Origin of the sequence: Achromobacter spanius (genome assembly GCF_039673305.1) — a bacterium.
Lineage (GTDB): Bacteria > Pseudomonadota > Gammaproteobacteria > Burkholderiales > Burkholderiaceae_B > Achromobacter > Achromobacter spanius_F.
On record NZ_JBDJLJ010000003.1, the window covers coordinates 58,047 to 77,772 of the forward strand.

Genomic DNA, 19,726 nt, shown 5'->3' on the forward strand with positions numbered 1-19,726 from the left:
AGTCCGGCAATGGGCAGCCGGTCGGAGTCGGGGCGCCCGGTGTGGAGGGAAGCGTGATTCACAAAAGATCCTTGAGTAGATGAACGTGGGTCGACACCGCCGGCCGCCGCGGCGACGCCACGCACGGCCAATTGCCGGCAATTATGTATCGATCGATATAAATGTAGGCGTGCGCCCTTTGCGTTGTCAACGAGTTTTGTATCGACTAGTATTTATGTCGTCATCACAGGAGATCGATATGGCGCAGATGGGCAGGCCCAGGGCGTTCGACCGCGACCAGGCGGTCGACCAGGCATTGCACCTGTTCTGGGAGCACGGCTACGAATCGACGTCGCTGGCCCAGCTCAAGGCGAACATGGGCGCGGGCATCTCGGCCCCGAGCTTTTACGCCGCCTTCGGCTCGAAAGAGGCCCTGTATGGCGAGGCCGTCCAGCGCTATCTGGACACCTACGCGCGCGTGAACGACAGCCTGTGGGACGACGACATCGCGCCGCGCGATGCCATCGAGCAGTCGTTGCGCCGGTCGGCCAGGATGCAGTGCGAGCGCGGGCATCCCAAGGGCTGCATGGTGGCGCTGGGCGTGATGAGCGCGCCCACGCCCGAGCATGCGGCCGTCGCCAAGCCGCTGACGGCGTCGCGTCTGCGCACCCGGGCGGGATTCCTGCGTTGCGTGGAACGCGGTATCGAAAGCGGCGAACTTTCTGCGGACACGGACGCGCGATCGCTCGCGACCGTGTTCGACAGCTTCCTGGTGGGCCTGTCCACACTGGCGCGCGATGGCATGCGCTATCCGGCGTTTGACGCCGCGATCACCCAGGTGCTCAAGGTCTGGGACGCCAGCCGCCGGGCTTAGATGCGCCGGGCGGCTGGCGGCTTTTTGCTGCAATCGGCGCGCTAGGCGCTGGCCTCGCCGGGCCGGGCCGGTCCGACAAGCGTCAGGAAAAACGTCTGCCGCAATGCGAATCCCAGCCGCTCATACAGCGCGATCGCGTTGCCGTTATTGCTGAGCACGTGCAGGAACGGCGATTCGCCCCGCTGCCAGATTTCCACTTCAAGCCGCCGCACCAGCCGCGCGGCAAGGCCCTTGCCGCGCCACGCGTCGTCCACGCAGACCGCGCTGATCTCGACGTGGCCGGCGGGATGCATCCGTTCGCCCGCCATGGCGACCAGCCGGCCTTGCGCGCGCACGCCGATATAGCGCCCCATCTCGTGCGTGCGCTTGCAGAATGGGCCGGGCTTGGTCTTTTCGGCCAGCGCGAGCATCTCCGGCGCATCGGCGGGGCCCAGCGCCACGATATCCGGATCATCCGCCGGACAGGCGTCGCGGCGCGTCGCGACCATCTGGTGGATCTCGCCGACCGGCTGCGCGCGCAGCGCGGGCGGGGGCTTGACGGGATCGGACGACAGCAGCGCCGCCTGCTGGCCGGCAGGCAAAAGCTGGCTTAGCGCAAGCCAGGCTTCGGGAGCATCCGACGCCATCGCGGCAAAGGGCGCCACGTCGGGGTGATACCGGCGGGCGAGGGCATTTCCGATGCCCAGGTGCGCCTGTTCGGTCGCAAGGGCGTTCCAGATCGGGTTGTCGAGGCTGTGTGCTGATTGGTCCATGCCGGTTCCTGTTGTCCGCGCGGTTGCGCATGAGGCCAATGTAGACAGGAACGGATCTCCGCTCTATTGTCGTAAGTGACATTTTTGGAGTCATTTCCGCCATGAAGATATCGGTTCTGGCCCTGGACGGCTGCTTCGACACGGGGCTGTCGGCCATCCTGGACGCATTCGCCACCGCCAACGAATTGGCCGACCTGCAGCAGCCCGGCACGGGGCCGCGGTTCGACATCAGCGTGATCGGCATGCGCCGCGAGGTGCGAACGGGGCTGGGCATGCGCGTGCCGGTCAAGCCCGCCAGCGCAATGGGCAGCCCCGACTGGCTGATCCTGCCTGCCATCGCCACCAAGATGCCGGAACAGCTGCTGCCGGCCCTGGAGCGGCGCGACGTGCGGGACGCGCTGGCGCTGCTGCGGCAGCGCCATGACGACGGCGTGAAGATCGCGGCCGCCTGCATCGGCACCTTCGTGCTCGCAGAATCGGGCCTGCTGGACGGACAGGAGGCCACCACGTCCTGGTGGCTTGCGCCGCTGTTCCGCCAGCGCTACCCGCAGGTGCGGCTGGACAGCGCGCGGATGATGGTGCCGTCCGGCAGCTTCACGACCGCCGGCGCCGCGATGGGGCACCTGGACCTGGCTCTGTGGCTGCTGGGACAGGCCAGTCCCGCGCTGGCGGCCGTGGTCGTCCGTTATCTGTTGGTGGACGCGCGCCCGTCGCAGGCGCCCTACATGATCCCCGACCACCTGGCGCGCGCCGATCCCCTGGTGGAGCGTTTCGAGCGCTGGGCCAGGGACCGGCTGGCCCACGGGTTCTCGCTGGACGCCGCGGCGGACGCGCTGGCCACCAGTACCCGCACCCTGCAGCGCCGCATCGAGGCCGTGCTCGGAAAGTCGCCGTTATCGTATTTCCAGGACTTGCGGGTCGAGCGGGCGGTGCACCTGCTGCGCACCAGCCATCTGAACATGGAAGCAATCGCAGCCGAGGTCGGCTACGAAGACGGGGCGACCTTGCGGACGCTGCTGCGGCGTCGGCTGGGTCGGGGGGTGAGGGAGTTGCGGGCTGGCTAGGCCGTTGCCGCACTCGGGCTCGCGGCGTGGCGGCCGGCGATGGACGCCGTCGCCCCGCCGCTCGAATTCGCGCTGAACTGCCTGCGGTAGCCGGACGGCGAAATCGCAAAAGCGCTGGCGAAATGCTGCCGGAACGAGGCAGACGAACCAAATCCCACGCTGTCGGCGATCAGGTCCACGGTCTTGTCGCTGGTTTCGAGCAGCCGCTGGGCCGAAGCCAGGCGATGGTTCAGGACCCATTGGGACACCGTGGCGCCGGTCTTCGCCTTGAAGCGCCGCGTGAAGTTCCGGCGGCTCATGCCGGCCTTGTCGGCCAGCTGGTCCAGCGTAAGCGGCTCGCGCAGGTTCTGCATGGCCCAGTCCAGGGTGGCGCCCAGCTTGTCCGGCCCGTGCCGTTCGGGCAAGGGCTGTTCGATGTACTGGGCCTGTCCGCCGTCCCGATGCGGGGCCACCACCATGCGCCGCGCCACGCGGTTGGCGACCTCCGCGCCGTGGTCGCAGCGCAGCAGATGCAGGCAGCAGTCGATGGCGGCGGCGGTGCCCGCCGACGTCAGGATGTCGCCGTCATCGATGTACAGGGATTTGCGCTCCAGCCTGACCTTGGGATGGCGGCGCACGAAGTCTTCGCTCCAGGCCCAGTGGGTGGCGGCGCTGCGGCCGTCCAGCAAGCCGGCTTCCGCCAGCACGAATGTGCCCAGGCACAGGCCGGCAATGCGCGCGCCGCGCGCGTGGGCCGCCTGCAAAGCCTTCAGCAGGGCGGGCGGCGCGGATTCGTCGGGGTCGCGCCATGCCGGCATGATGATGGTGTCGGCCAGTTCCAGCGCGCGCAGGTCATGCTCGACCTCGATCCTGAATCCCGACATCGTCGACAACAGCCCGGGCCGCTCTCCGCAGATCAACAGGCGATACCGGGGCACGCCCAGTTTGGCCAGGTCGTCGCCAAACACCATGCAGGGGACGGACAGGTGGAAGGGGCTGATGTCTTCGAAGGCGATGACGGCAACGGTATGCATCTTTCGGGCCAGGCGCAGGGGGGAGGTGGATTGGCCCGATTCTAGCAATTGTTGTCCATCGGGCCACTATCGCCGAATGCCTGACGGCGGGAAACTGATGCCTTCCACGCAGCACGCGCGGAGCTCGCCCGCCAATGGCAGGCCACCTACATTCCACCTTGCCGAGGACCCACCATGAGCCATCCCACCATCCGCACCCTGGCCGGCGCCGCCGCCCCGGCGTCCATCGACGCAGACAGCACCGCCTTGCTGGTGATCGATTTCCAGAACGAATATTTCAGCGGCAAGCTGCCGATCCCCGAGGGCAAGGCGGCCCTGGGCAACGCGCAGCGGCTGATCGCGCATGCAGACAAAGCCAACATCCCCGTGTTCCATATCCAGCACGTGACGCCTGCCGGCAGCCCGGTGTTCGCGGACCAGAGCCCGTCGGGCGACTTCCATGACGACCTGCAGCCCGCGCCGCATCACACGGTGGTGCGCAAATCGTCGGTCAGCGCATTTCCCACCACGGATCTGGATGCGCAATTGAAGGCGGGCGGCATCAAGACCCTGGTGATCACTGGCCTCATGACCCATGCCTGCGTGGCCGGCGCGGCGCGCGATGCCGTGCCCCTGGGCTACCAGGTCATCGTGGCCGAGGATGCCTGCGCAACCCGGGACCTGGACCGGGCCGATGGCAGCGTCGTGGACCACGACAGCCTGCACCGGGCGGCGTTGGCCAGTATCGACGACACGTTCGGGGACGTGCTGACGACAGAGCAGGTGCTCAAGCTGCCGGTGGTGTGATGCTGAAACCCGAGGAGTATGGATACAATCCTGCGCGGCCCGCCTTGGGCTGATCGTCCGCTGACAGCCATTTTTTGAAAGAGGGATCCGCAATCATGCGCTTTCGTTCCATCGGCACAGTGTTGTTGTTTACCGCGTGTGCCGTGGCCGAAGGTCGCGAATGGATCCCCGTGGCGTCTTTAAGCAGTGTGCGCATGTCGGTGTCAGCCGTTGAAAATTCGCGCCGGGGAGAGCTTGCGCAGGGTGTGCTGAGGACTGAGTTCCACACCGTACAGCATGATTCTGGCAGCGGGATGGACTATGACCAGATCGACACGGAGCTCGAACTCAATTGTGCGAGACCGATCGCGCAGCCGGTCCGGACCACGTACTACCTGAAGGGCAAGGCTCTATCGAGCAAAAAAAGCACTGCGCCTCAGTTCGGCGCTGGCACGGCTTCCGTCGGTCGAATGATTTACCAAGCCTGCACCGTCGGATATACCGCGCCAGTGCTGCCGCCCGGCTGGATATTGGCGACAGAGGATACAAAACAGTTTGGTTCGATCTATGCCGAGCCGGCATCTCGCCAGGGCGATCATGCCGCAGGGCGGCTTCGCATGGATCTGCGTCAGCCGGACAAACTGGACAATGGCCAGCAATACGATCGGATGGAGATCACGCTACGATTCAACTGCCTGGCGCCCGTCATGGAAATGATGGAAATGAAGCGATATATGGGCGGCAAATTCGTGGATGAAAAGGGGCGCGGCGAATCGACCAAAATGCCGATTCTGCCCGACTCCGCCGCCTTGGATGCCCAGGCCAGGGCATGCGCGAATTGATCTGACGGCCGGTCGGTATCAAGCCGCCGGCTTCTCGCGATTTTTCCGCACCAGCACCGCGCCGCCTATCGTCAGCAGCAGGCCGCCGCCCAGATAGGGCAGTCCAAAGATAAGCAGGAAGAAGAACAGCGCGGTGTTGGCATCCCGCGCATCCGCGCCGCCGCCGGTGTGGAGGGCAGGGTCCATTTCAAGCAGTGCGATGGGCACGGTCAGCAGCAACGCCACGCCCAGCACCAGGCAGCCCCAGCCGATCAGCCGGCGAATATTGGCGATACGGGCCAGCGCCACGGCGACCGCCACCGCGATCAGCCCATACAGGACCGCGCTGGCGATCTGCATCCGTTCGAACGCAACGGCATCGGCAGCCCCATACGATGCGTCCGCCGGTTGATGGAGTCCGAACGCGATCTGCAGCAGCGGGCTGGTGACGCCGAAGCTGGCGCTGCCGATCAGCAGTCCGAAAACGATGCTGGCAAGCCATTTGATCGCGGTAGGCGGCATGGGGCGGTCCGTCGCTGGTAGAGGATCAATAGAAGACGTCGACGTAGTCCGTCAGGCCGCCGCAGGCTTCCATCTGCTGCATGCGCCAGTACTTGCGCTTGCCCGTTGCCTTGAACTCGTAGTCGCCGGTGCGTTCGCAGCGGCGGCCCTTGTCCGGGGCGTCCAGGATCAGGATCGTGCCGCGCAGGACGAAGCGGTCGCTGTCGATCGAGACGATTTCGCCCTTGATCTTGAGCGTGCCTTCAAAGTTGGCCTGGGTGCCGTCGATGCGCACCACGTCGTTGTCGTCGATGGCGTTGAGCTTGCCGCGCTGCGCGGACCACAGCCATTGCACCGTGACGCCGCTGTTGTTCAGCAGACGCTCGTAGGCGGCCTGGTTGTTGACCTGGGTTTTCTGCACGGGAACGAGGGCGCCCGATTGCGCGGGGGCCTGTTGAGCGGGCGCCCGAGCCGGCGCCTGCTGCTGCGCGGGCGCCTGTTGCTGCGCGGGAGCCTGCTGGGCCGGCGCCTGCTGCGCGTTGGCGCGCGGGGGCAGGGCTGCCGCGCCCGGATCCTTTGCGGCATGAACGGGCGCCGCGACGGCGAAGGCCAGGCCCAACGCCAGGGCCAGGCCGCCGGATTTGCGTTTGATGCCCGAGGCGCGGGCTGCGCCGCGATCAACGTTGATTTGCATGGTCAGTATCAAGAGGAGGCTAGGGAAGCGCCGTCGCGTGCTGCGCGAACTGGGCAGATCTTTTGGGACCCGACCCCGATTACGGCACGGCCGCCAACTTAGCATGACCATTGCCTGCAAATAATTGCTGGCTTTCGAGTATGTGTATCTATTCGTTAGGCGACGAACAGATTGCTTCAGGATGATCGGCCGGCCTTATCCCTGCGTGGCCCGCCGGCGCACGTTCTCTTCATGCAGCAGGCGGATCTGTTCGACGAACTCCGGCACCGGCCCTTCGGCCTCGATGCCGTCGACGACCTCGGTGATGGGCAAGGGCCGCACCGGCGAAGCCGGAACGCCCCATCCGCGCATCCAGTCGGCGTACTGCCCGGATGAGACCGCATACACGATCCGGCCCAATCCCACCCATCCGTGCGCCGCCGAACACATGGAGCAATGCTCGCCGGACGTGTAGACCGTGCAGGCTGCGCGCTCTGCTTCGGGCACATTGTTGGCGGCCCAGCGGGCGATCTCGAATTCCGGATGCCGCGTGCGGTCGCCGCTGGAGACATGGTTGTGGTCTTCGAACAGCACCCGCCCGTCGCCGGACACCAGGACCGAACCGAAAGGCTGGTCTCCGGCATCGAGCGCCTGCCTGGCCAGTTCGACGCAGCGTGCGAGGTGCTTTTTGTCCTGTTCGGTAATCATGCGGAAATCTCCGGGTAGCGGTGTGCAGGGGCCGGCAGGGCGACGCAGCGTCCCGCCGGCATCCGCCATTACAGCAGCAGCGGCGAAATCTTGCTGCCGTCCACCGACACGCCCGCCATCAGGCCGCCGTTGTTCATGACGAAGCCCACGATGGGCTGTTGGGCCGTGTTGGAGTCGATGCTGCCGTTGACACCCACGTTGGCCACGGCGACGGTGGCGTCGGCGCCGATCGTCCAGCCGCTGCTGGCGCGGAACTTGGCCAGCGAGTCGTCCGTCATGAACAGCAGCACCATGGCCTTGGATTGGGCGCCCGCCTGGATGCCGACGGAGCCGCCGGTGATGCTGTAGTAGCCGGTGTCCTGGCCGCTGACCCGCAGGACGCCCGACCCGTGCTGCGCGCCGACGATGAAACTGGCGCTCAGCACCGACGGAAACACCAGCACGCCACGGGCCCGCGCCACCAGTTCCTTGGATTGGGGAGATGACTCGTAGAGCTTGGTCAAGGTTGCGTCCGCGGCGGAGTCCAGTTCCTGCCGCTTTTCGGCGGGGGTGGCCGACGCGTTGTAGTCCGTGGTGGTGCAGCCGGAAAACATCACGCCGGCCATGCCCAGCGCCAGGGCCGCCACACTGGTCCTGCGCAGTCTTGAAGAAATTTCACGCATGTCTGCTTCCTTTGGATTAGTGACCTACGATGCACATCAGAACGAATGCTTCGCAGCAGGTTACCCCGGCCCGGCGCGTCCGGGCGCCGTTCCCGTGCGCGCCGCGAAAATAAAGCATGTCCGCCGCCGGTATAACATCGCGCCCATGCTCATCTTCTTCATCTTTCTGTGGATAGCCCTGGCCATCGCGGTCGGCGCCGTGGCGGCCCGCCGTGGGCGCAAGCGGTTCGGCTGGACCATTCTTGCCTGCCTCATCAGTCCGGTGGTTGCGGGCATTTTCCTGATGACGATTGCCGACCGGTCGCCCCACGCCAGGCAACCCGTGCCGGCCACGCACATCGATTGTCCGCTGTGCGGCGGGCGCATCCTGCGCGAGGCGCGCGTGTGCAGGCATTGCGGCGGCGATGTGACGGGCGCCGCGGTCGACGGCGGCGCGACGGCCCTGCGGGTAGGCTACTGGTATGACGATTCCGATTCGTCGATCGCCCTGGAACGCAACGGTAATCGCGTTGCGCTTGCACGGGCCGTCCCGCCCTGGCTGGTGGTGGATCAATCGCTGGAATCGATCATCATCGGCAGCCGCTGGCCCGGCCGGCTCTGGCGTGTGCGGGTCGATGAACTGGGCGACATGTCAGGCCTGGTGGCGCAGCCCGGATACTGGCGCGCCGCGGCCATCGAGCTGCAGGAAGAGATTCCCATGGCGACGTTGTTCGGGCCGCGCGGCGATGCCGTGCTCGAACTTGTCCAGCAGATCGGCAGCCTGTCGCGCGCGCAGGCACAGGCGCTGGCCGACAGCCTGCCCGCGGCCGCCGCGGCGGCCTATGGCAGGGCTTGGGCGCGGTGGTCGCAGGGTGGCGCAGAGCCCGGCGAGAGGGCCGAGGACGAATGGTGGGGGACGCTCGCCGCGTCGCGCCGCGGGGACAAGGAGCGGTCGCCGGTCCATGGCGGCTTCCTGCTGATCCATTCGCAGCTGCGCACGCGCGCAGAGGCCGTCGATGGCGAAACCGCCTTCATCCTGATCGAGGAAGACGGCGAGACCGAGCAGGTGCTGACGCCCGTATGGCAGGGCGCGAGCGACGCTTTCCTGTACGCCGCGATGGCGCGTGCGGCGCCGCAATACGTGTCCGAAGACGATGCCGCTGTCCTGACGCAGGCCTGGTCCCGCGTATTCGAAGGGGCGCGCCAGCACGGCTGAAGGTCACCACGTATCTTCGTTCAAGATCCTTTTGGCCCGGCGGAAGGTGACGACCGCCGCGCCGACAGCCAGGATCAGCGCGATCCATCCGACCAGGCTGCGCTGCACCTTGCGCGACAGATTCCATTCGTGGACCTGCACCGGATCGACCAGCGTTTCTCCGGCCCTGCGCACGCCATAGACCCGCACGGGAATGGCGATGTTGTATTCCAGGGCGACCTTGCCGTCCGTGAGCGCTTCTTCGTTTTCGCGCACCATGAACTCGACGCGTTCGCCCTCGACGTATTGGACATTGCCCGTCGTTCCGTGGAACTTGAACACCATGTAGGGATAATTGCCCGAATACACGCATGGCACGCCGAAGGACTGCCACCAGCCGCGGATTTTGGCCTTGCCTTCGCAAGTGGCCACCTTGTCCACCCGCAGCTGGATCGTGTTCAGTTCCGCGGGATCGTAGGGAAGACGGATGTCCTTCGCCATGCTGAAGAACTGGTAGGAAATGACGCCCAGGACAAGCACTGCGATGGCGGGAATGCGGCAAGGCCGAAAGGCTCGCTTCCAGTCGGCCAGTTCACTGCTCATGCCGGCTGTCTCTGGGACGCTTGCGGCCGCTGCGTGGGCCTGTTTCGATTTTCATGGGGCGCGCTGCAAGAGTTGCGTATCGCGCCTATGTTAAAGCAAGCCCCGGCAAGCCTCGGCAAGCCCCAGCAAGGCTTTCGCCGCGAGCCTTGCTACGTCGGGTCGCAATGGTTCCTGAACGCTTTTTCTCCCGCGTCGGAAATCTCCACCCACTTCTGGTCCGGCGGCGCGTCGGGCACGTAGCTGTCGTGCCAGTTCCACCATTTGTAGGTCGGCGTCTGGGGATAGCCTTCCGGTGAATCTTCCCAGGTTTCCTGACGGCCGAGCGGCGTGATGTCCAGGTAGTTCCAGGTGCCGCCCATTTGCTCGTCGCCGCGGTTGTTCAGGAAATAGGTGCGGAATACGCGGTCCCCGTCGCGGAAGAACACGTTGGTGCCGTGCCACTCGTGCACGCCGAAATCGGCATCGAAGCTGTCGGTCAGGGTGAACCACGGCATCGTCCAGCCCATGCGCGACTTCAGGCGGGCGATGTCCGCCTGCGGTGCGCGCGACACGAAGACCAGCGTTGTGTCGCGGGCGTTCAGATGGGCCAGGTGCGCGACCTGATCGGCCACCATGGAACAGCCGCGGCATGCGTGCTCGGGCCAGCCATAGACGCCGGGTTCGAAGAAGGCGCGGTAGACGATGAGCTGGCGGCGGCCGTCGAACAGATCTGGCAGCGCGAGTTTGCCGGCGGGGCCTTCGAACACATACTGCCTGTCGACGGCCGTCCACGGCATGCGGCGGCGTTCGGCGGCCAGGGCGTCGCGGGCGTGGGTGTGGGCCTTTTCCTTCAGCAGCAGTTGCTGGCGTGCGGCCTCCCAGTCTTCGGGGGAGACGACGGGGGGCGTATGCATGGCGGGCTGGGCGCCATTGTCCGGGGATGCGGGGGGCGTGGTCATGGTCGGAACCTCCAGGTGTGCGTGGATCCCTTGCGAACCCGCGCCGCGATGGCGCGTTGCGGGTGAGGAGCATTCGGACAGTTTGGCGCGGGAAGCGGGGCGCGGGGAGTAACAAATGTGGCGTCTTTACCGACGCGAGAGAACTCCGCCCACGACATCAGGCGGTGACCAGCCCGGCTTCTCGCGGCAGCCTGGGTTCGGTCCATCCCTGAAGGCTTTCGTGCAGCAGCGACACCGCGGCCTGGCCGCTTTCGCTCAGCCGCGCGGCCGCGTACAGGCCGAATTGCGCGCGCAACGGCTGCGCGCGGTCAGGACCTAGGGAAATGATCCGCATCGTGTCGGGGCGCAGGCATTCGGTCGTCAGCAGCGCCACGCCCAATCCGTTCTCGACGGCGGCGATGGTGGCGCCCACGTTGTGGCTGGTCAGCGAGACCCGGAAGTCCCGTCCCGCCGCGGTCAGCGCGTCAAACGCCAGCCGGCGCCAGGAGCAGGGCTCGGCATAGACGATCACGTCCAGGGGCCGGTCCGGATCGGGCGCGTCGTCGATGCCGCACGCCCAGTGCAGATCGACGGACCACGTGTGCAGCGGTTCATCCACGAACCCGGCGCAGGCGCCCACCGCCACGTCCAGCGTGCCCTCCTGCCAGCGCGCGGCAAGCCGCTCGCCGTCGTCGATGACGACCTCCAGGTGCAGTTGCGGGCACGAACGCCGCAGCCGCCCCAGCGCGGCCGGCAGGGCCGCCACGGCCACGTCCTCGGACAGGCCGATACGCACGCTGCCCGCCACGGCGCGTTCGCGCAGCCGCGCGGCCGCGGCCTCGCCCAGCGCCAGGATGCGGTTGGCGTAGCTGAGCAGCAGCTCGCCCTCGGTCGTGGGCGACATGCCCCGGCCCGTGCGGTGCAGCAGCCGCTTGCCCACCATTTCTTCCAGCCGCCGGATCTGGGTGCTGAGCGCCGACTGCGCCCGCCCGGCGTGATCCGCGGCGCGGCTGAGGCTCCCATGCTGGCAGACCGCCACAAAGGTGCGCAGCAGGGCGGGGTCGAAGTCGCCTGACATTATCAATCCATGAATTCTGGTTTATGAGATATCAGTCTACCTTTATCTCTTGAGGGTGCCTAGGATGAAGTCCTGCCGCTGATTGGCTGACTTTATTCACGGAGATTCATCCCATGTCCCATCCTCAAAACACGCGCGTCGTCCTCGCCTCCCGGCCGGTCGGCCGCCCCAAGCCGGGCGATTTCCGGGTCGAACACGCGCCCATTCCCGAAGCGGGCGACGGCCAGGTCCTGCTGGAGGTCCAGACCCTGTCCCTGGATCCCTACATGCGCTGGCGCGTCAGCGACGCCAAATCGTACGCGCCGCCCATCGCGCTTGGCGACGTCATCGTGGGCGCCACCGTTGCCCGCATCAAGGCGTCCCGCCACCCCGATTGGCGCGAGGGCGACATCGTCCTGTCCGAAGCCGGCTGGCAACGCTACGCGCTGTCCGATGGCAGTGGACTGCGCAAGCTCGACCCCGTCATCGCGCCGCCGTCCACCGCGCTGGGGGTGCTGGGCATGCCCGGCCTCACGGCGTATGTGGGATTGCTCAACATCGGCCAGCCCAAACCCGGCGAAACGGTCGTCGTCGCCGCCGCCAGCGGCGCGGTCGGCTCGGTCGTCGGCCAGATCGCGCGTATCCAGGGCGCGCGGGTGGTCGGCATTGCCGGCGGCCCGGAAAAGTGCGCCTTCGTGAAGAACGAACTGGGCTTTGACGCCGTGGTGGATCACCAGGCGCCCGACTTCGCGCAGAAGCTGGGCGAGGCCTGCCCCGATGGCATCGACGTCTACTTCGAGAACGTCGCCGGTCATGTGTGGGACGCGGTGCTGCCGCTGCTGAACGACTTTGCCCGCGTGCCGGTCTGCGGGCTGATCGCGAACTACAACGATGGCCCGGCCGACCGAAGCGGCCCGGACCGCCTGCCGTCGACCATGCGCGAGGTTCTTGCCCGGCGCATCAAACTGCAGGGGTTCATCGTGTACGACTTCCCGCGGGAGCAGGAAGCCGAGTTCCTGCGCGAGGCGGCGGGGTGGATCCGGGAAGGCAAGCTGCGCTGGCGCGAAGACGTCGTCGACGGACTGGAGCAGGCGCCGGACGCGTTCATCGGCCTGCTGGAAGGGAAGAACTTCGGGAAGCTGGTGGTGCGGGTGGGCACGTAGCCCCCCGTGGCTTACTCGCCGACGCGCGGCGACTTGCTGCGCCGGGCCTTCGGCTTGGGCACAACGCCCAGGCGCGGGTCGCGCGCCACCGCCAGCGCCGCCAGCGTTGCCGCGATCGACTCGAACGAGTCGTCCGATTGCGGCAGATACAGCCATTTGCCCAGGACCGGGTGAACCTTCAGGGACGGCATGTCGGCCAGCAAGGCCGCGTGCCGCTCCTGCGAGGTGCACACCATCACGCCGTTCCAGGGATCGTCGCGGTCGGCGACGATCAGGTACAGCAGGCCATCGAGGTATGCGGCGTCGGCGCCGAACATCTTCCGGTGCGAATAGCCGGCGTCGCGCTCCAGCGGTTCCAGGATCCACAAGAGCGAATTCTGGCGGACGGCGCGCTGCTTTCGGGGCGGGGCGAAGGGATCGGGCGGGTTGCGCATGGCAAGGAGTGTAGCCAAACGGCCCGGGCTCATGCCCGGTTTTACGCCCGGGGCGACGCCTATTGCTCCGATTCCTCGAACAGCGGCGCCAGCGGCATGAGGGGACCGTACTTCTTGAATTTCCGCCAGTTCTCCGCCGCCTGGCGCAGTTCCTCGTTTTTCTGCGCTTCTTCAAGGATTTCCGTGATGCGCGGCGCCAGCGCGATGGACAGGTCGATGATGTCGTTTGCCGTATAGCCGCGCTCCCAGCGCGCGCGCAGGGTCATGTCGTCGCCCTTGGCCCGCATGGCGCGCGTGGCCTCTTTGATCAGGGCCTTGCGCTGATCCGCGGAGAGCCGCTCCGCGAACGAGATGCCGGCAACCAGGCCCTGGACGAAGCCCTTCTCGCGGTATCCGGTGGTGGCGGCCACGTGGCTGGCGACGCTGCGGCTGATGACCTTGGGCGCCAGGTTGTCGCGTATCCAGCCCCGGCTCAGTCGCAGCAGTCCCGCGCACAGGCCCTGGCCAAACCCCGAGCGCATGCCTTTCGCGCGCTCGGCTTCCTGCGCCTCGGCGTAGGTCATGGCGAACTGGACCATCAGCATGATCGCGTCCTGCGGACCGGGCATCAGGAAGTCCGCCACCCAGCCCGCCGCGCTGCCGATCTTGCCCAGCGCAGAGGCGGCGCGGCCCTGGACTTTCAGGACAGACGCGGCTTCCTCGGCCACGACCGTGCTGGCAGCCGTGGTGGGCGCGGCCGCGGGCGCCTTCCCATAGCGCTGCTCGAATTCCGCCATGCGCGGAGGGCCGGAGCCAACCTTTGGCTGTTCGCCGGGCACGCGCGGCTTGGTCGCGGGCTGTTCGACGGGGAGCTGGGGCAACGACCCTTTAGGGCGGGGCCGCCCGATCGTCTCGGGGTGCTGAACAAACTTCTCATCGGGAAGCCCGGCCTGCACGGCGGGTTGGCGCATGCTGGACAAGGACCGGTAATGGCCCGAACCGTCGTTCCAGGATTTCACCTTGCCGCCCTCGAACTCGACCTGTCCGGCCCAGTTGACGCGTTCGCCCCGGGCGGCCTCGGTGTGGCCGATCGCGCCCATCCTGTTCTTGGCCTTGACCGCAAAGATCTCGCCGTCCTTCACGACAAAGTCATAGTTGCCCCGCGCCGTCCGGCCGTACCGGCCGCCGACCTCCTTCCAGGTGCCGTCGACATTCTTGAGCCGGATCACATCGCGTGAAGACCCGAACGCGGGCGCATCCCTGGGCAGATTGCCGTAGGTCGGCCCGCGCGGCTCGCGCTGCAACAGCATCGCGCCGCCGGGCGCCAGGGATGATTGCTGGATCACGTGCGCCAGCTCGTGCGCAAGCAATGCGCGGCCTGCTGGCGTGCCGGGGGCGTATTCGTTGGTGCCCAGGACGATGTGATGGCCGACGGTGAAGGCGCGGGCCTGGACGGAATCCGCGGATGCGCTGGCCCGTTCGTCTGCATGCACGCGGACGCCGCTGAAATCGGTGCGGAATCGCGATTCCATGAACGACCGGGTGTTGGCGTCAAGGGGATGGCCGTGCGATGCCAGGACCTCGCGCAGGAAAGGCGGTTCACTGGCCAATGCCGCATCGTGCGCGGCAACCGGCCGAATGGCGGGAGTCATCCCTGCCGATGCCGGATCGCCGCGCGGCACGTCCGCCAGCGGCTCCGGCATGCGCATCACCTGTTTGGACACCCGGTGCGCTTCCTGCTCGGACTGATCGCCGGCGCTGCCTATCGCCAGGCGGTCGGTCGGGGGATGCACGGACATCCGGTTCAACGCGTGAACGGGGGCCGCTGGCGTGGGAGCCGCCGGGATTTCTCCCTTGCCGTTTGCGGCCCCGCCATCTGGAGTGCGCCATCCCGCAGGATCTGATGCGCTGCCTTGTCCGCGGCGCTTGGCTGTCGCTTGCTGGGAAGCGGCCTTCGGTTGTTGTACGAAAGTGCGCATGGATTCGCTCCGTTCGTTCACCCATCACATGCCGGGATTCAATATGCGGGTGCAAGCCAGCCCGAGGGGCGGCTCGCCGAATATTGTCCACCTTTATGGACGCTTGGCCTATCCGGGCGGGCTGACTCCGACACCATTACTTCAGGGAATCGCCGCGGTGAAGTGGGGGCGCGTGCTTCGATCGGAACGAGTTTCTGTAATACTCGCGTGTCGTTGCCAGGATGAGTCGCTTTCAAGCGGCTGCGCGCCACAATCCTTTTACTCTCGGATGACAGGTCATGTCTGAACACCACCAATTCATCTGTCCGCGCGACTTCCATTTGCCGCCGCCCGATTGGCCGGCGCTGGAAAGCCGGCTGCTCGACGGCGGTTACGTGCTGGCGGCACACGACAACAGTATTCCCTACAGCGCCCTCCGGAACGACAGCTTCGACGAAGACGACGCATCATGGCACAGCACCCAATACTGCCTCGGCCCGGCGGCCAGACCGTACCTGAGCGCCGAGGTCAAACAGGATTACGACATTGACCCCAGACACTTCCCGCTGATGCTGCTGGCCTACGACGGGCCTCACCCGCGCGTCATGGTCGGCGAGAATCTGTGCGAGCCCGGCGTCCCGGGATCGGATGAGCCGGCGTCTCCGATGCCGTCTGAATCACCCGTGGACTACATCGGCCAGGCGTACGAGAACCCGGCCGCGCAATGGCATTGCGAACAGAGCGGTCGGAGCTACCGGATTCTTGAACTGGACTGGCACTACAGCCTGGCGATGGGATTCCGGATGGTGCGATGCGAGGGGCTGGATCGGGAGAGCGCGCAAGGGCTGGCAAGGTTGATCGGAGAACTGGCGGGGCAGGTGATGGCGTGCAGCCATCGGCATCTTTGACGCAGGACGTGGCCGCCAGGCCCGCGGGCCTACAGCCGGAGACAATTCGAAACGCCGCGTGGTGCGGATCGACGCTGCATCGTTCATGCTCGACACCATCCCCTACACTAGTCCGATCATCAAGGAGCGATATGTCGATTCAAACGTTAGGCCGATGCAGTGTCGTCTTGTTTCTCGCTGCGCTGAGTTCGGGATGCTCAACGATAGCCGGCGAGTGCGGATGGCTCCGCAGCAGCTGCATGTATGAAGGGAAGTACGAATCGGGCGAGGAAGACTACGCGGAATCGGAAGCGCAGCGCTTGAATAAAGAGTCGTCCGATCGGCTGCGCCGCAGTTCGGGGGATTGACCCGGGGGCGGCAGGCGTGCGCGGCGCACGCCCGCGCCTGCGTGCGGCAAGCGGTGTTTATGCGGTAGTCGCGCTCGCGAACCGCGCCGCCAACTGATCGCAGTGCCGCGCCAGGATCGCCGCATCCACGCCCACCGCCGTATACAGGCTCCCCGCCGCCATGTACCGCCGCGCCAGTGTCTCGTCCGGCGTCAACACCCCGGGCGCCTTGCCCGCCGCGCGCACACGACGTATGGCCTGTTCCACCTCCGCGACCACCTTGGGATGCTGCGGCTCGCCCGGGTACCCCAGGCTGGCCGCCAGGTCCGCCGGCCCGATGAAGACCCCGTCCACGCCGTCGACCGCGATGATGGCGTCCAGGTTTTCCAGCGCCTCGCCGGTCTCGGCCTGCACCAGCAGGCACAGCTCTTCCTCGCAGCGCCGCATGTAGTCGGGCACCCGGCCATAGCGCGTGGCGCGCATGGTGCCGCTGACGCCCCGCACGCCGCGCGGCGCGTAGCGCATGCCGGCCACGGCGCCTTCGGCTTCGGCGGCATTCTGCACATAGGGCAGCAGCAGCGTCTGCGCGCCGATGTCCAGGTACTGCTTGATCTGCACCTTGTCGTTCCACGACGGGCGCACGACGGGATGGCTGCCGTACGCGGCCGCGGCCTGCAGCTGCGCCATCACCGTGGGCAGCAGCGCCGGCGTGTGCTCGGTATCGAGCAGCAGCCAGTCAAAGCCGCTGGCCGCCACCAACTCGGTGCTGTTCGGATGGCCGAGCGTGACCCACAGCCCGGTCTGGTGGCGCTGTTCGCGCAGCGCGCGCTTGAACGTGTTGATCGGGAGTTCCATGCGCCGTCCTAGGAAAAGTGGACCGAGATGCTGCCGAGCTTGCCGTAGTCGGCATGCAGCGTGTCGCCGCTCTTGACTGCCACCGTGCGGGTGAACGACCCGGCCAGCACGACCTGCCCGGCGGCCAGGCCCGTATCGTGCTCGGCCAGCTTGTTGGCCAGCCAGGCGATGCCCAGCGCCGGATGCCCCAGCACCGCGGCCGACACGCCCGATTCCTCGATCACGCCGTTCTTCAAGAGCAGGGCGCCCACCCAGCGCAGGTCGATGTCCAGCGGCCGCACGGGCCGGCCGCCCAGCACGATGCCCGCGCAGGCGGCGTTGTCCGCGATGTTGTCGACGATGCGGCGCGGATACTTGCTGCGTCCGTCGATCAGTTCCAGCGCCGGCACCACGTAGTCGGTGGCGTCCAGCACGTCGAACAGGCTTACGTCGGGACCACGCAGCGGCTTGCCCAGCACGAAGGCCAGCTCCACCTCGACGCGCGGCACGATCAGCTTGTCCGCCGGGATGGTCTCGCCATCCTGGTAGAACATCGTGTCCAGCAGATGCCCGTAGTCCGGCTCGTCGATGCCGACGGTGCTCTGCATGGCCTTGGACGTCAGGCCGATCTTGTGGCCGCGCAGCTTGGCCCCCGCGGCCAGCTTCTGGTCGATGATGCGCTTCTGGATCGCATAGGCGTCGGCGATCTCGATGCCGGGGAAGGCCTGGTCGAGCTGCGTGGTGGGCACGCCGCTGCGTTCTGCTTCCAGCAGCAGGCCGGCGGCGCGGGCGCGATCGTCTTCATTGAGCATGGCGGGCTCCTTGTGCGGACAGGGCCGGTTCGTCGGCCACGGGGTTTGACAGGACACCGATCCCGGCCACTTCCACGTCGACCACGTCGCCCGGTTTCAGGAAGCGCGGCGGCGTGAAGCGCACGCCGGCGCCGATGGGCGTGCCGGTCGAGATCACGTCGCCCGGCTTGAGCGTGGTCCAGATGGAGATGTAGCGGATCAGTTCGGCGAAGGGGAACATCAGGTTGTCGGTCGTGTCCTGCTGGCGCAGTTCGCCGTTCACGCGCGTGCTGACGGTCAAGGGCGCTGCGGGGTCGAACTCGTCCGCGGTCACCAGCCACGGTCCCATCGAACCGCTGGCATCGAAATTCTTGCCTTGCGTCACATTGAACTTGCCGTGGCGGAGCCAGTCCCGCACTGTCCCTTCGTTCAGGCAGGTCAGGCCCGCGACGTGGCTCCAGGCGTCTTGCGCGGCGATGCGGCGGCCGGCCTTGCCGATCACGATGGCGATCTCGCCCTCGTAGTCGAACTGCTCGGACTCCGGCGGGCGTAGCAGGGGTTCGCCATGCCCCACGAACGACCCGGGAAAGCGCGGGAACACGCTGGGATAGGCGGGCGGCGCGCTGCCGTCCTGGTATTCCTCATTGCGCTTGCCGTAGTTCACGCCCACGCAGATGATTTTCTCCGGCTCGGGGATGGGCGGCAGCAGACGCACCTGGTCCAGCTTGTGCGTGACGGGCAGCGTCTCGGCCAGGCGCGCCAGCGCGGGCAGGTCGCCCGCTTCCAGCGCGGCCCGAAGGTTTGCGTGTCCCTGGCCGTCCAGCGCAACGATCTGGTCCTGGCCGCGCAGGGCGCCAAAGCGCGCGCGGCCGTCATGGGTGAAGCTGAGCAGTTTCATTCGTCGAATCCAAAAAGGCGGGCGGGGTTGTCGACCAGGATCTTCCTGAGCGTGGCGTCGTCGCCGGCATAGCGCGCCAACTGGTCCAGCAGGCGGCCCTCGTTGGGCGTGGCCTTCACCGAGACCGGATGCGGCCAATCGCTGCCCCACACCACGCGGTCCGGGTTCGCGGCGATCAGCGCCTGGGCCAGCGGGATCACGTCGTCCCAGGGCTCGCCCGTGCGCGAGATCTTCTCCGTCAGCGACAACATCACCCAGAAGTTGCCGCGCGTCAGCAGCGACTCGAGCTTGCGCCGCGTCGGATCGACGGCGCCCGCGCTCGGGTCTGCGCGGCCCATGTGATCCAGCAGCACCGGAATGTCCAGGTTCTCGAACTGTTCCACCTGCGCCATCATCCCGTCGGGTTCGGGCTGGAACTTGGCGTACCACCCCAGTTCGCGGATGCGGGCGATGGCGCGGTCGAACACGTCCGGCGCCATGCTGATGCCCAGCCCCTGGCGCGTGAAGCGCGCGCCGCGCACGCCCGCGTCGTGCAGCTTCTGGATGTAGGCATCGTCGCGTTCGGCCAGCACCACGGCGTTGGCACAGCCGCGATACCCGGGGCCGGCGGCGGCCAGGCCGTCCAGCACCACCTGGTGATCCGCGCCGTACGTCGTGGCCTGCACGATCACGCCGCGCTCGATGCCCAGCAGCCGGTGCAGGCCCAGCGCCGTCTCGATGGTCGCGCTGGGCATCTCGTAGGCCGCGCCCGGGCGCACCGGATAGCGGTCCGCCGGACCGAACACATGGAACTGGCTGTCGCACGAGCCGGGCGGCAAGCGATAGGCCGGCGCGCTGGGATTCGCATTGAAGGGTTGGTATTGCGCCATCGT

22 protein-coding genes are annotated in these 19,726 nt (G+C 66.9%); 7 read left to right on the plus strand and 15 right to left on the minus strand.

The window, feature by feature from the left end:
* The first annotated feature begins 238 nt into the window (after window positions 1–238).
* Window positions 239–853, plus strand: a complete 615-nt coding sequence (locus ABE485_RS04325; RefSeq protein ID WP_346513727.1) for a TetR/AcrR family transcriptional regulator — start codon at window positions 239–241, stop codon at window positions 851–853.
* Between the two features lie 41 nt (window positions 854–894).
* On the opposite strand, the gene ABE485_RS04330 is transcribed toward ABE485_RS04325, so the two are convergent.
* On the minus strand, window positions 895–1,605 hold the full coding sequence (locus ABE485_RS04330) for a GNAT family N-acetyltransferase (RefSeq protein ID WP_346513728.1): 711 nt from the start codon (window positions 1,603–1,605) through the stop codon (window positions 895–897).
* A gap of 101 nt (window positions 1,606–1,706) precedes the next feature.
* On the opposite strand from ABE485_RS04330, the gene ABE485_RS04335 reads away from it, so the two are divergent.
* Entirely contained in the window at window positions 1,707–2,669 is a 963-nt protein-coding gene (locus tag ABE485_RS04335) for a GlxA family transcriptional regulator (protein WP_346513730.1), read from the plus strand.
* Here the strand turns inward: ABE485_RS04335 and ABE485_RS04340 are convergent.
* The gene (locus ABE485_RS04340; protein ID WP_346513731.1) at window positions 2,666–3,682 is read right to left on the minus strand and encodes a GlxA family transcriptional regulator; all 1,017 of its coding nucleotides are present in this window, start codon (window positions 3,680–3,682) and stop codon (window positions 2,666–2,668) included. The two genes, ABE485_RS04335 and ABE485_RS04340, sit on opposite strands and share 4 nt — an antisense overlap.
* A 174-nt stretch (window positions 3,683–3,856) precedes the next feature.
* Between ABE485_RS04340 and ABE485_RS04345 the strand changes: the two genes are divergently transcribed.
* Complete coding sequence (locus tag ABE485_RS04345; protein WP_346513733.1) at window positions 3,857–4,468, plus strand: cysteine hydrolase family protein; 612 nt, start codon at window positions 3,857–3,859, stop codon at window positions 4,466–4,468.
* 95 nt (window positions 4,469–4,563) lie between these two features.
* Window positions 4,564–5,289, plus strand: coding sequence for a hypothetical protein (locus ABE485_RS04350; protein ID WP_346513734.1), 726 nt, complete (start codon window positions 4,564–4,566; stop codon window positions 5,287–5,289).
* 18 nt (window positions 5,290–5,307) lie between these two features.
* On the opposite strand, the gene ABE485_RS04355 is transcribed toward ABE485_RS04350, so the two are convergent.
* From ABE485_RS04355 to ABE485_RS04370, 4 genes are all read right to left on the minus strand, one after another.
* Window positions 5,308–5,790, minus strand: coding sequence for a hypothetical protein (locus tag ABE485_RS04355; protein ID WP_346513735.1), 483 nt, complete (start codon window positions 5,788–5,790; stop codon window positions 5,308–5,310).
* Window positions 5,791–5,815: 25 nt separating this feature from the next.
* Entirely contained in the window at window positions 5,816–6,463 is a 648-nt protein-coding gene (locus ABE485_RS04360) for a hypothetical protein (RefSeq protein ID WP_346513737.1), read from the minus strand.
* A 195-nt stretch (window positions 6,464–6,658) separates the two neighbouring features.
* Window positions 6,659–7,150, minus strand: a complete 492-nt coding sequence (locus ABE485_RS04365; protein WP_346513738.1) for a nucleoside deaminase — start codon at window positions 7,148–7,150, stop codon at window positions 6,659–6,661.
* A 68-nt stretch (window positions 7,151–7,218) separates the two neighbouring features.
* Window positions 7,219–7,812 carry a BPSL1445 family SYLF domain-containing lipoprotein gene (locus ABE485_RS04370; protein ID WP_346513739.1) on the minus strand — a complete coding sequence of 198 codons (594 nt, stop codon included), beginning with the start codon at window positions 7,810–7,812 and terminating at the stop codon, window positions 7,219–7,221.
* 145 nt (window positions 7,813–7,957) lie between these two features.
* On the opposite strand from ABE485_RS04370, the gene ABE485_RS04375 reads away from it, so the two are divergent.
* Window positions 7,958–9,007: a hypothetical protein gene (locus ABE485_RS04375; protein ID WP_346513741.1), complete on the plus strand. Its 1,050-nt coding sequence runs from the start codon at window positions 7,958–7,960 to the stop codon at window positions 9,005–9,007.
* Window positions 9,008–9,010: 3 nt separating this feature from the next.
* On the opposite strand, the gene ABE485_RS04380 is transcribed toward ABE485_RS04375, so the two are convergent.
* The 3 genes from ABE485_RS04380 to ABE485_RS04390 form a co-directional block, all read right to left on the minus strand.
* Window positions 9,011–9,589, minus strand: a complete 579-nt coding sequence (locus tag ABE485_RS04380; protein ID WP_346513742.1) for a hypothetical protein — start codon at window positions 9,587–9,589, stop codon at window positions 9,011–9,013.
* A 149-nt stretch (window positions 9,590–9,738) separates the two neighbouring features.
* Window positions 9,739–10,482: a DUF899 domain-containing protein gene (locus tag ABE485_RS04385; RefSeq protein ID WP_346513984.1), complete on the minus strand. Its 744-nt coding sequence runs from the start codon at window positions 10,480–10,482 to the stop codon at window positions 9,739–9,741.
* Window positions 10,483–10,684: 202 nt separating this feature from the next.
* Entirely contained in the window at window positions 10,685–11,584 is a 900-nt protein-coding gene (locus ABE485_RS04390) for a LysR family transcriptional regulator (RefSeq protein WP_346513744.1), read from the minus strand.
* A gap of 113 nt (window positions 11,585–11,697) precedes the next feature.
* Here ABE485_RS04390 and ABE485_RS04395 point away from each other — a divergent pair, with 113 nt between their 5' ends.
* Window positions 11,698–12,726: an NADP-dependent oxidoreductase gene (locus tag ABE485_RS04395; RefSeq protein ID WP_346513745.1), complete on the plus strand. Its 1,029-nt coding sequence runs from the start codon at window positions 11,698–11,700 to the stop codon at window positions 12,724–12,726.
* An 11-nt stretch (window positions 12,727–12,737) separates the two neighbouring features.
* Here ABE485_RS04395 and ABE485_RS04400 read toward each other — a convergent pair whose 3' ends face one another.
* Both ABE485_RS04400 and ABE485_RS04405 read right to left on the minus strand, forming a co-directional pair.
* A complete protein-coding gene (locus ABE485_RS04400; protein ID WP_346513985.1) occupies window positions 12,738–13,160 on the minus strand; it encodes a hypothetical protein in 423 nt (140 codons plus the stop codon).
* 59 nt (window positions 13,161–13,219) lie between these two features.
* Window positions 13,220–14,938, minus strand: coding sequence for a DUF4157 domain-containing protein (locus ABE485_RS04405; protein WP_346513746.1), 1,719 nt, complete (start codon window positions 14,936–14,938; stop codon window positions 13,220–13,222).
* A gap of 458 nt (window positions 14,939–15,396) precedes the next feature.
* On the opposite strand from ABE485_RS04405, the gene ABE485_RS04410 reads away from it, so the two are divergent.
* Window positions 15,397–16,005, plus strand: coding sequence for a hypothetical protein (locus ABE485_RS04410; RefSeq protein ID WP_346513747.1), 609 nt, complete (start codon window positions 15,397–15,399; stop codon window positions 16,003–16,005).
* A gap of 404 nt (window positions 16,006–16,409) precedes the next feature.
* Here the strand turns inward: ABE485_RS04410 and ABE485_RS04415 are convergent, their stop codons facing one another.
* Genes ABE485_RS04415 through ABE485_RS04430 form a run of 4 tightly spaced genes read right to left on the minus strand, consistent with a single transcriptional unit; the run spans window position 16,410 to window position 19,723 of the window.
* On the minus strand, window positions 16,410–17,186 hold the full coding sequence (locus tag ABE485_RS04415) for an aldolase/citrate lyase family protein (RefSeq protein WP_346513748.1): 777 nt from the start codon (window positions 17,184–17,186) through the stop codon (window positions 16,410–16,412).
* 8 nt (window positions 17,187–17,194) lie between these two features.
* A complete protein-coding gene (gene hpaH, locus ABE485_RS04420) occupies window positions 17,195–17,977 on the minus strand; it encodes a 2-oxo-hept-4-ene-1,7-dioate hydratase (protein ID WP_346513750.1) in 783 nt (260 codons plus the stop codon).
* Window positions 17,967–18,854, minus strand: coding sequence for a fumarylacetoacetate hydrolase family protein (locus tag ABE485_RS04425; protein WP_346513751.1), 888 nt, complete (start codon window positions 18,852–18,854; stop codon window positions 17,967–17,969). The genes hpaH and ABE485_RS04425 overlap by 11 nt, the downstream gene beginning before the upstream one ends.
* Window positions 18,851–19,723, minus strand: a complete 873-nt coding sequence (locus ABE485_RS04430; protein ID WP_346513753.1) for an amidohydrolase family protein — start codon at window positions 19,721–19,723, stop codon at window positions 18,851–18,853. Before ABE485_RS04430 ends, ABE485_RS04425 begins: the two co-directional genes overlap by 4 nt.
* Window positions 19,724–19,726: the final 3 nt, after the last annotated feature.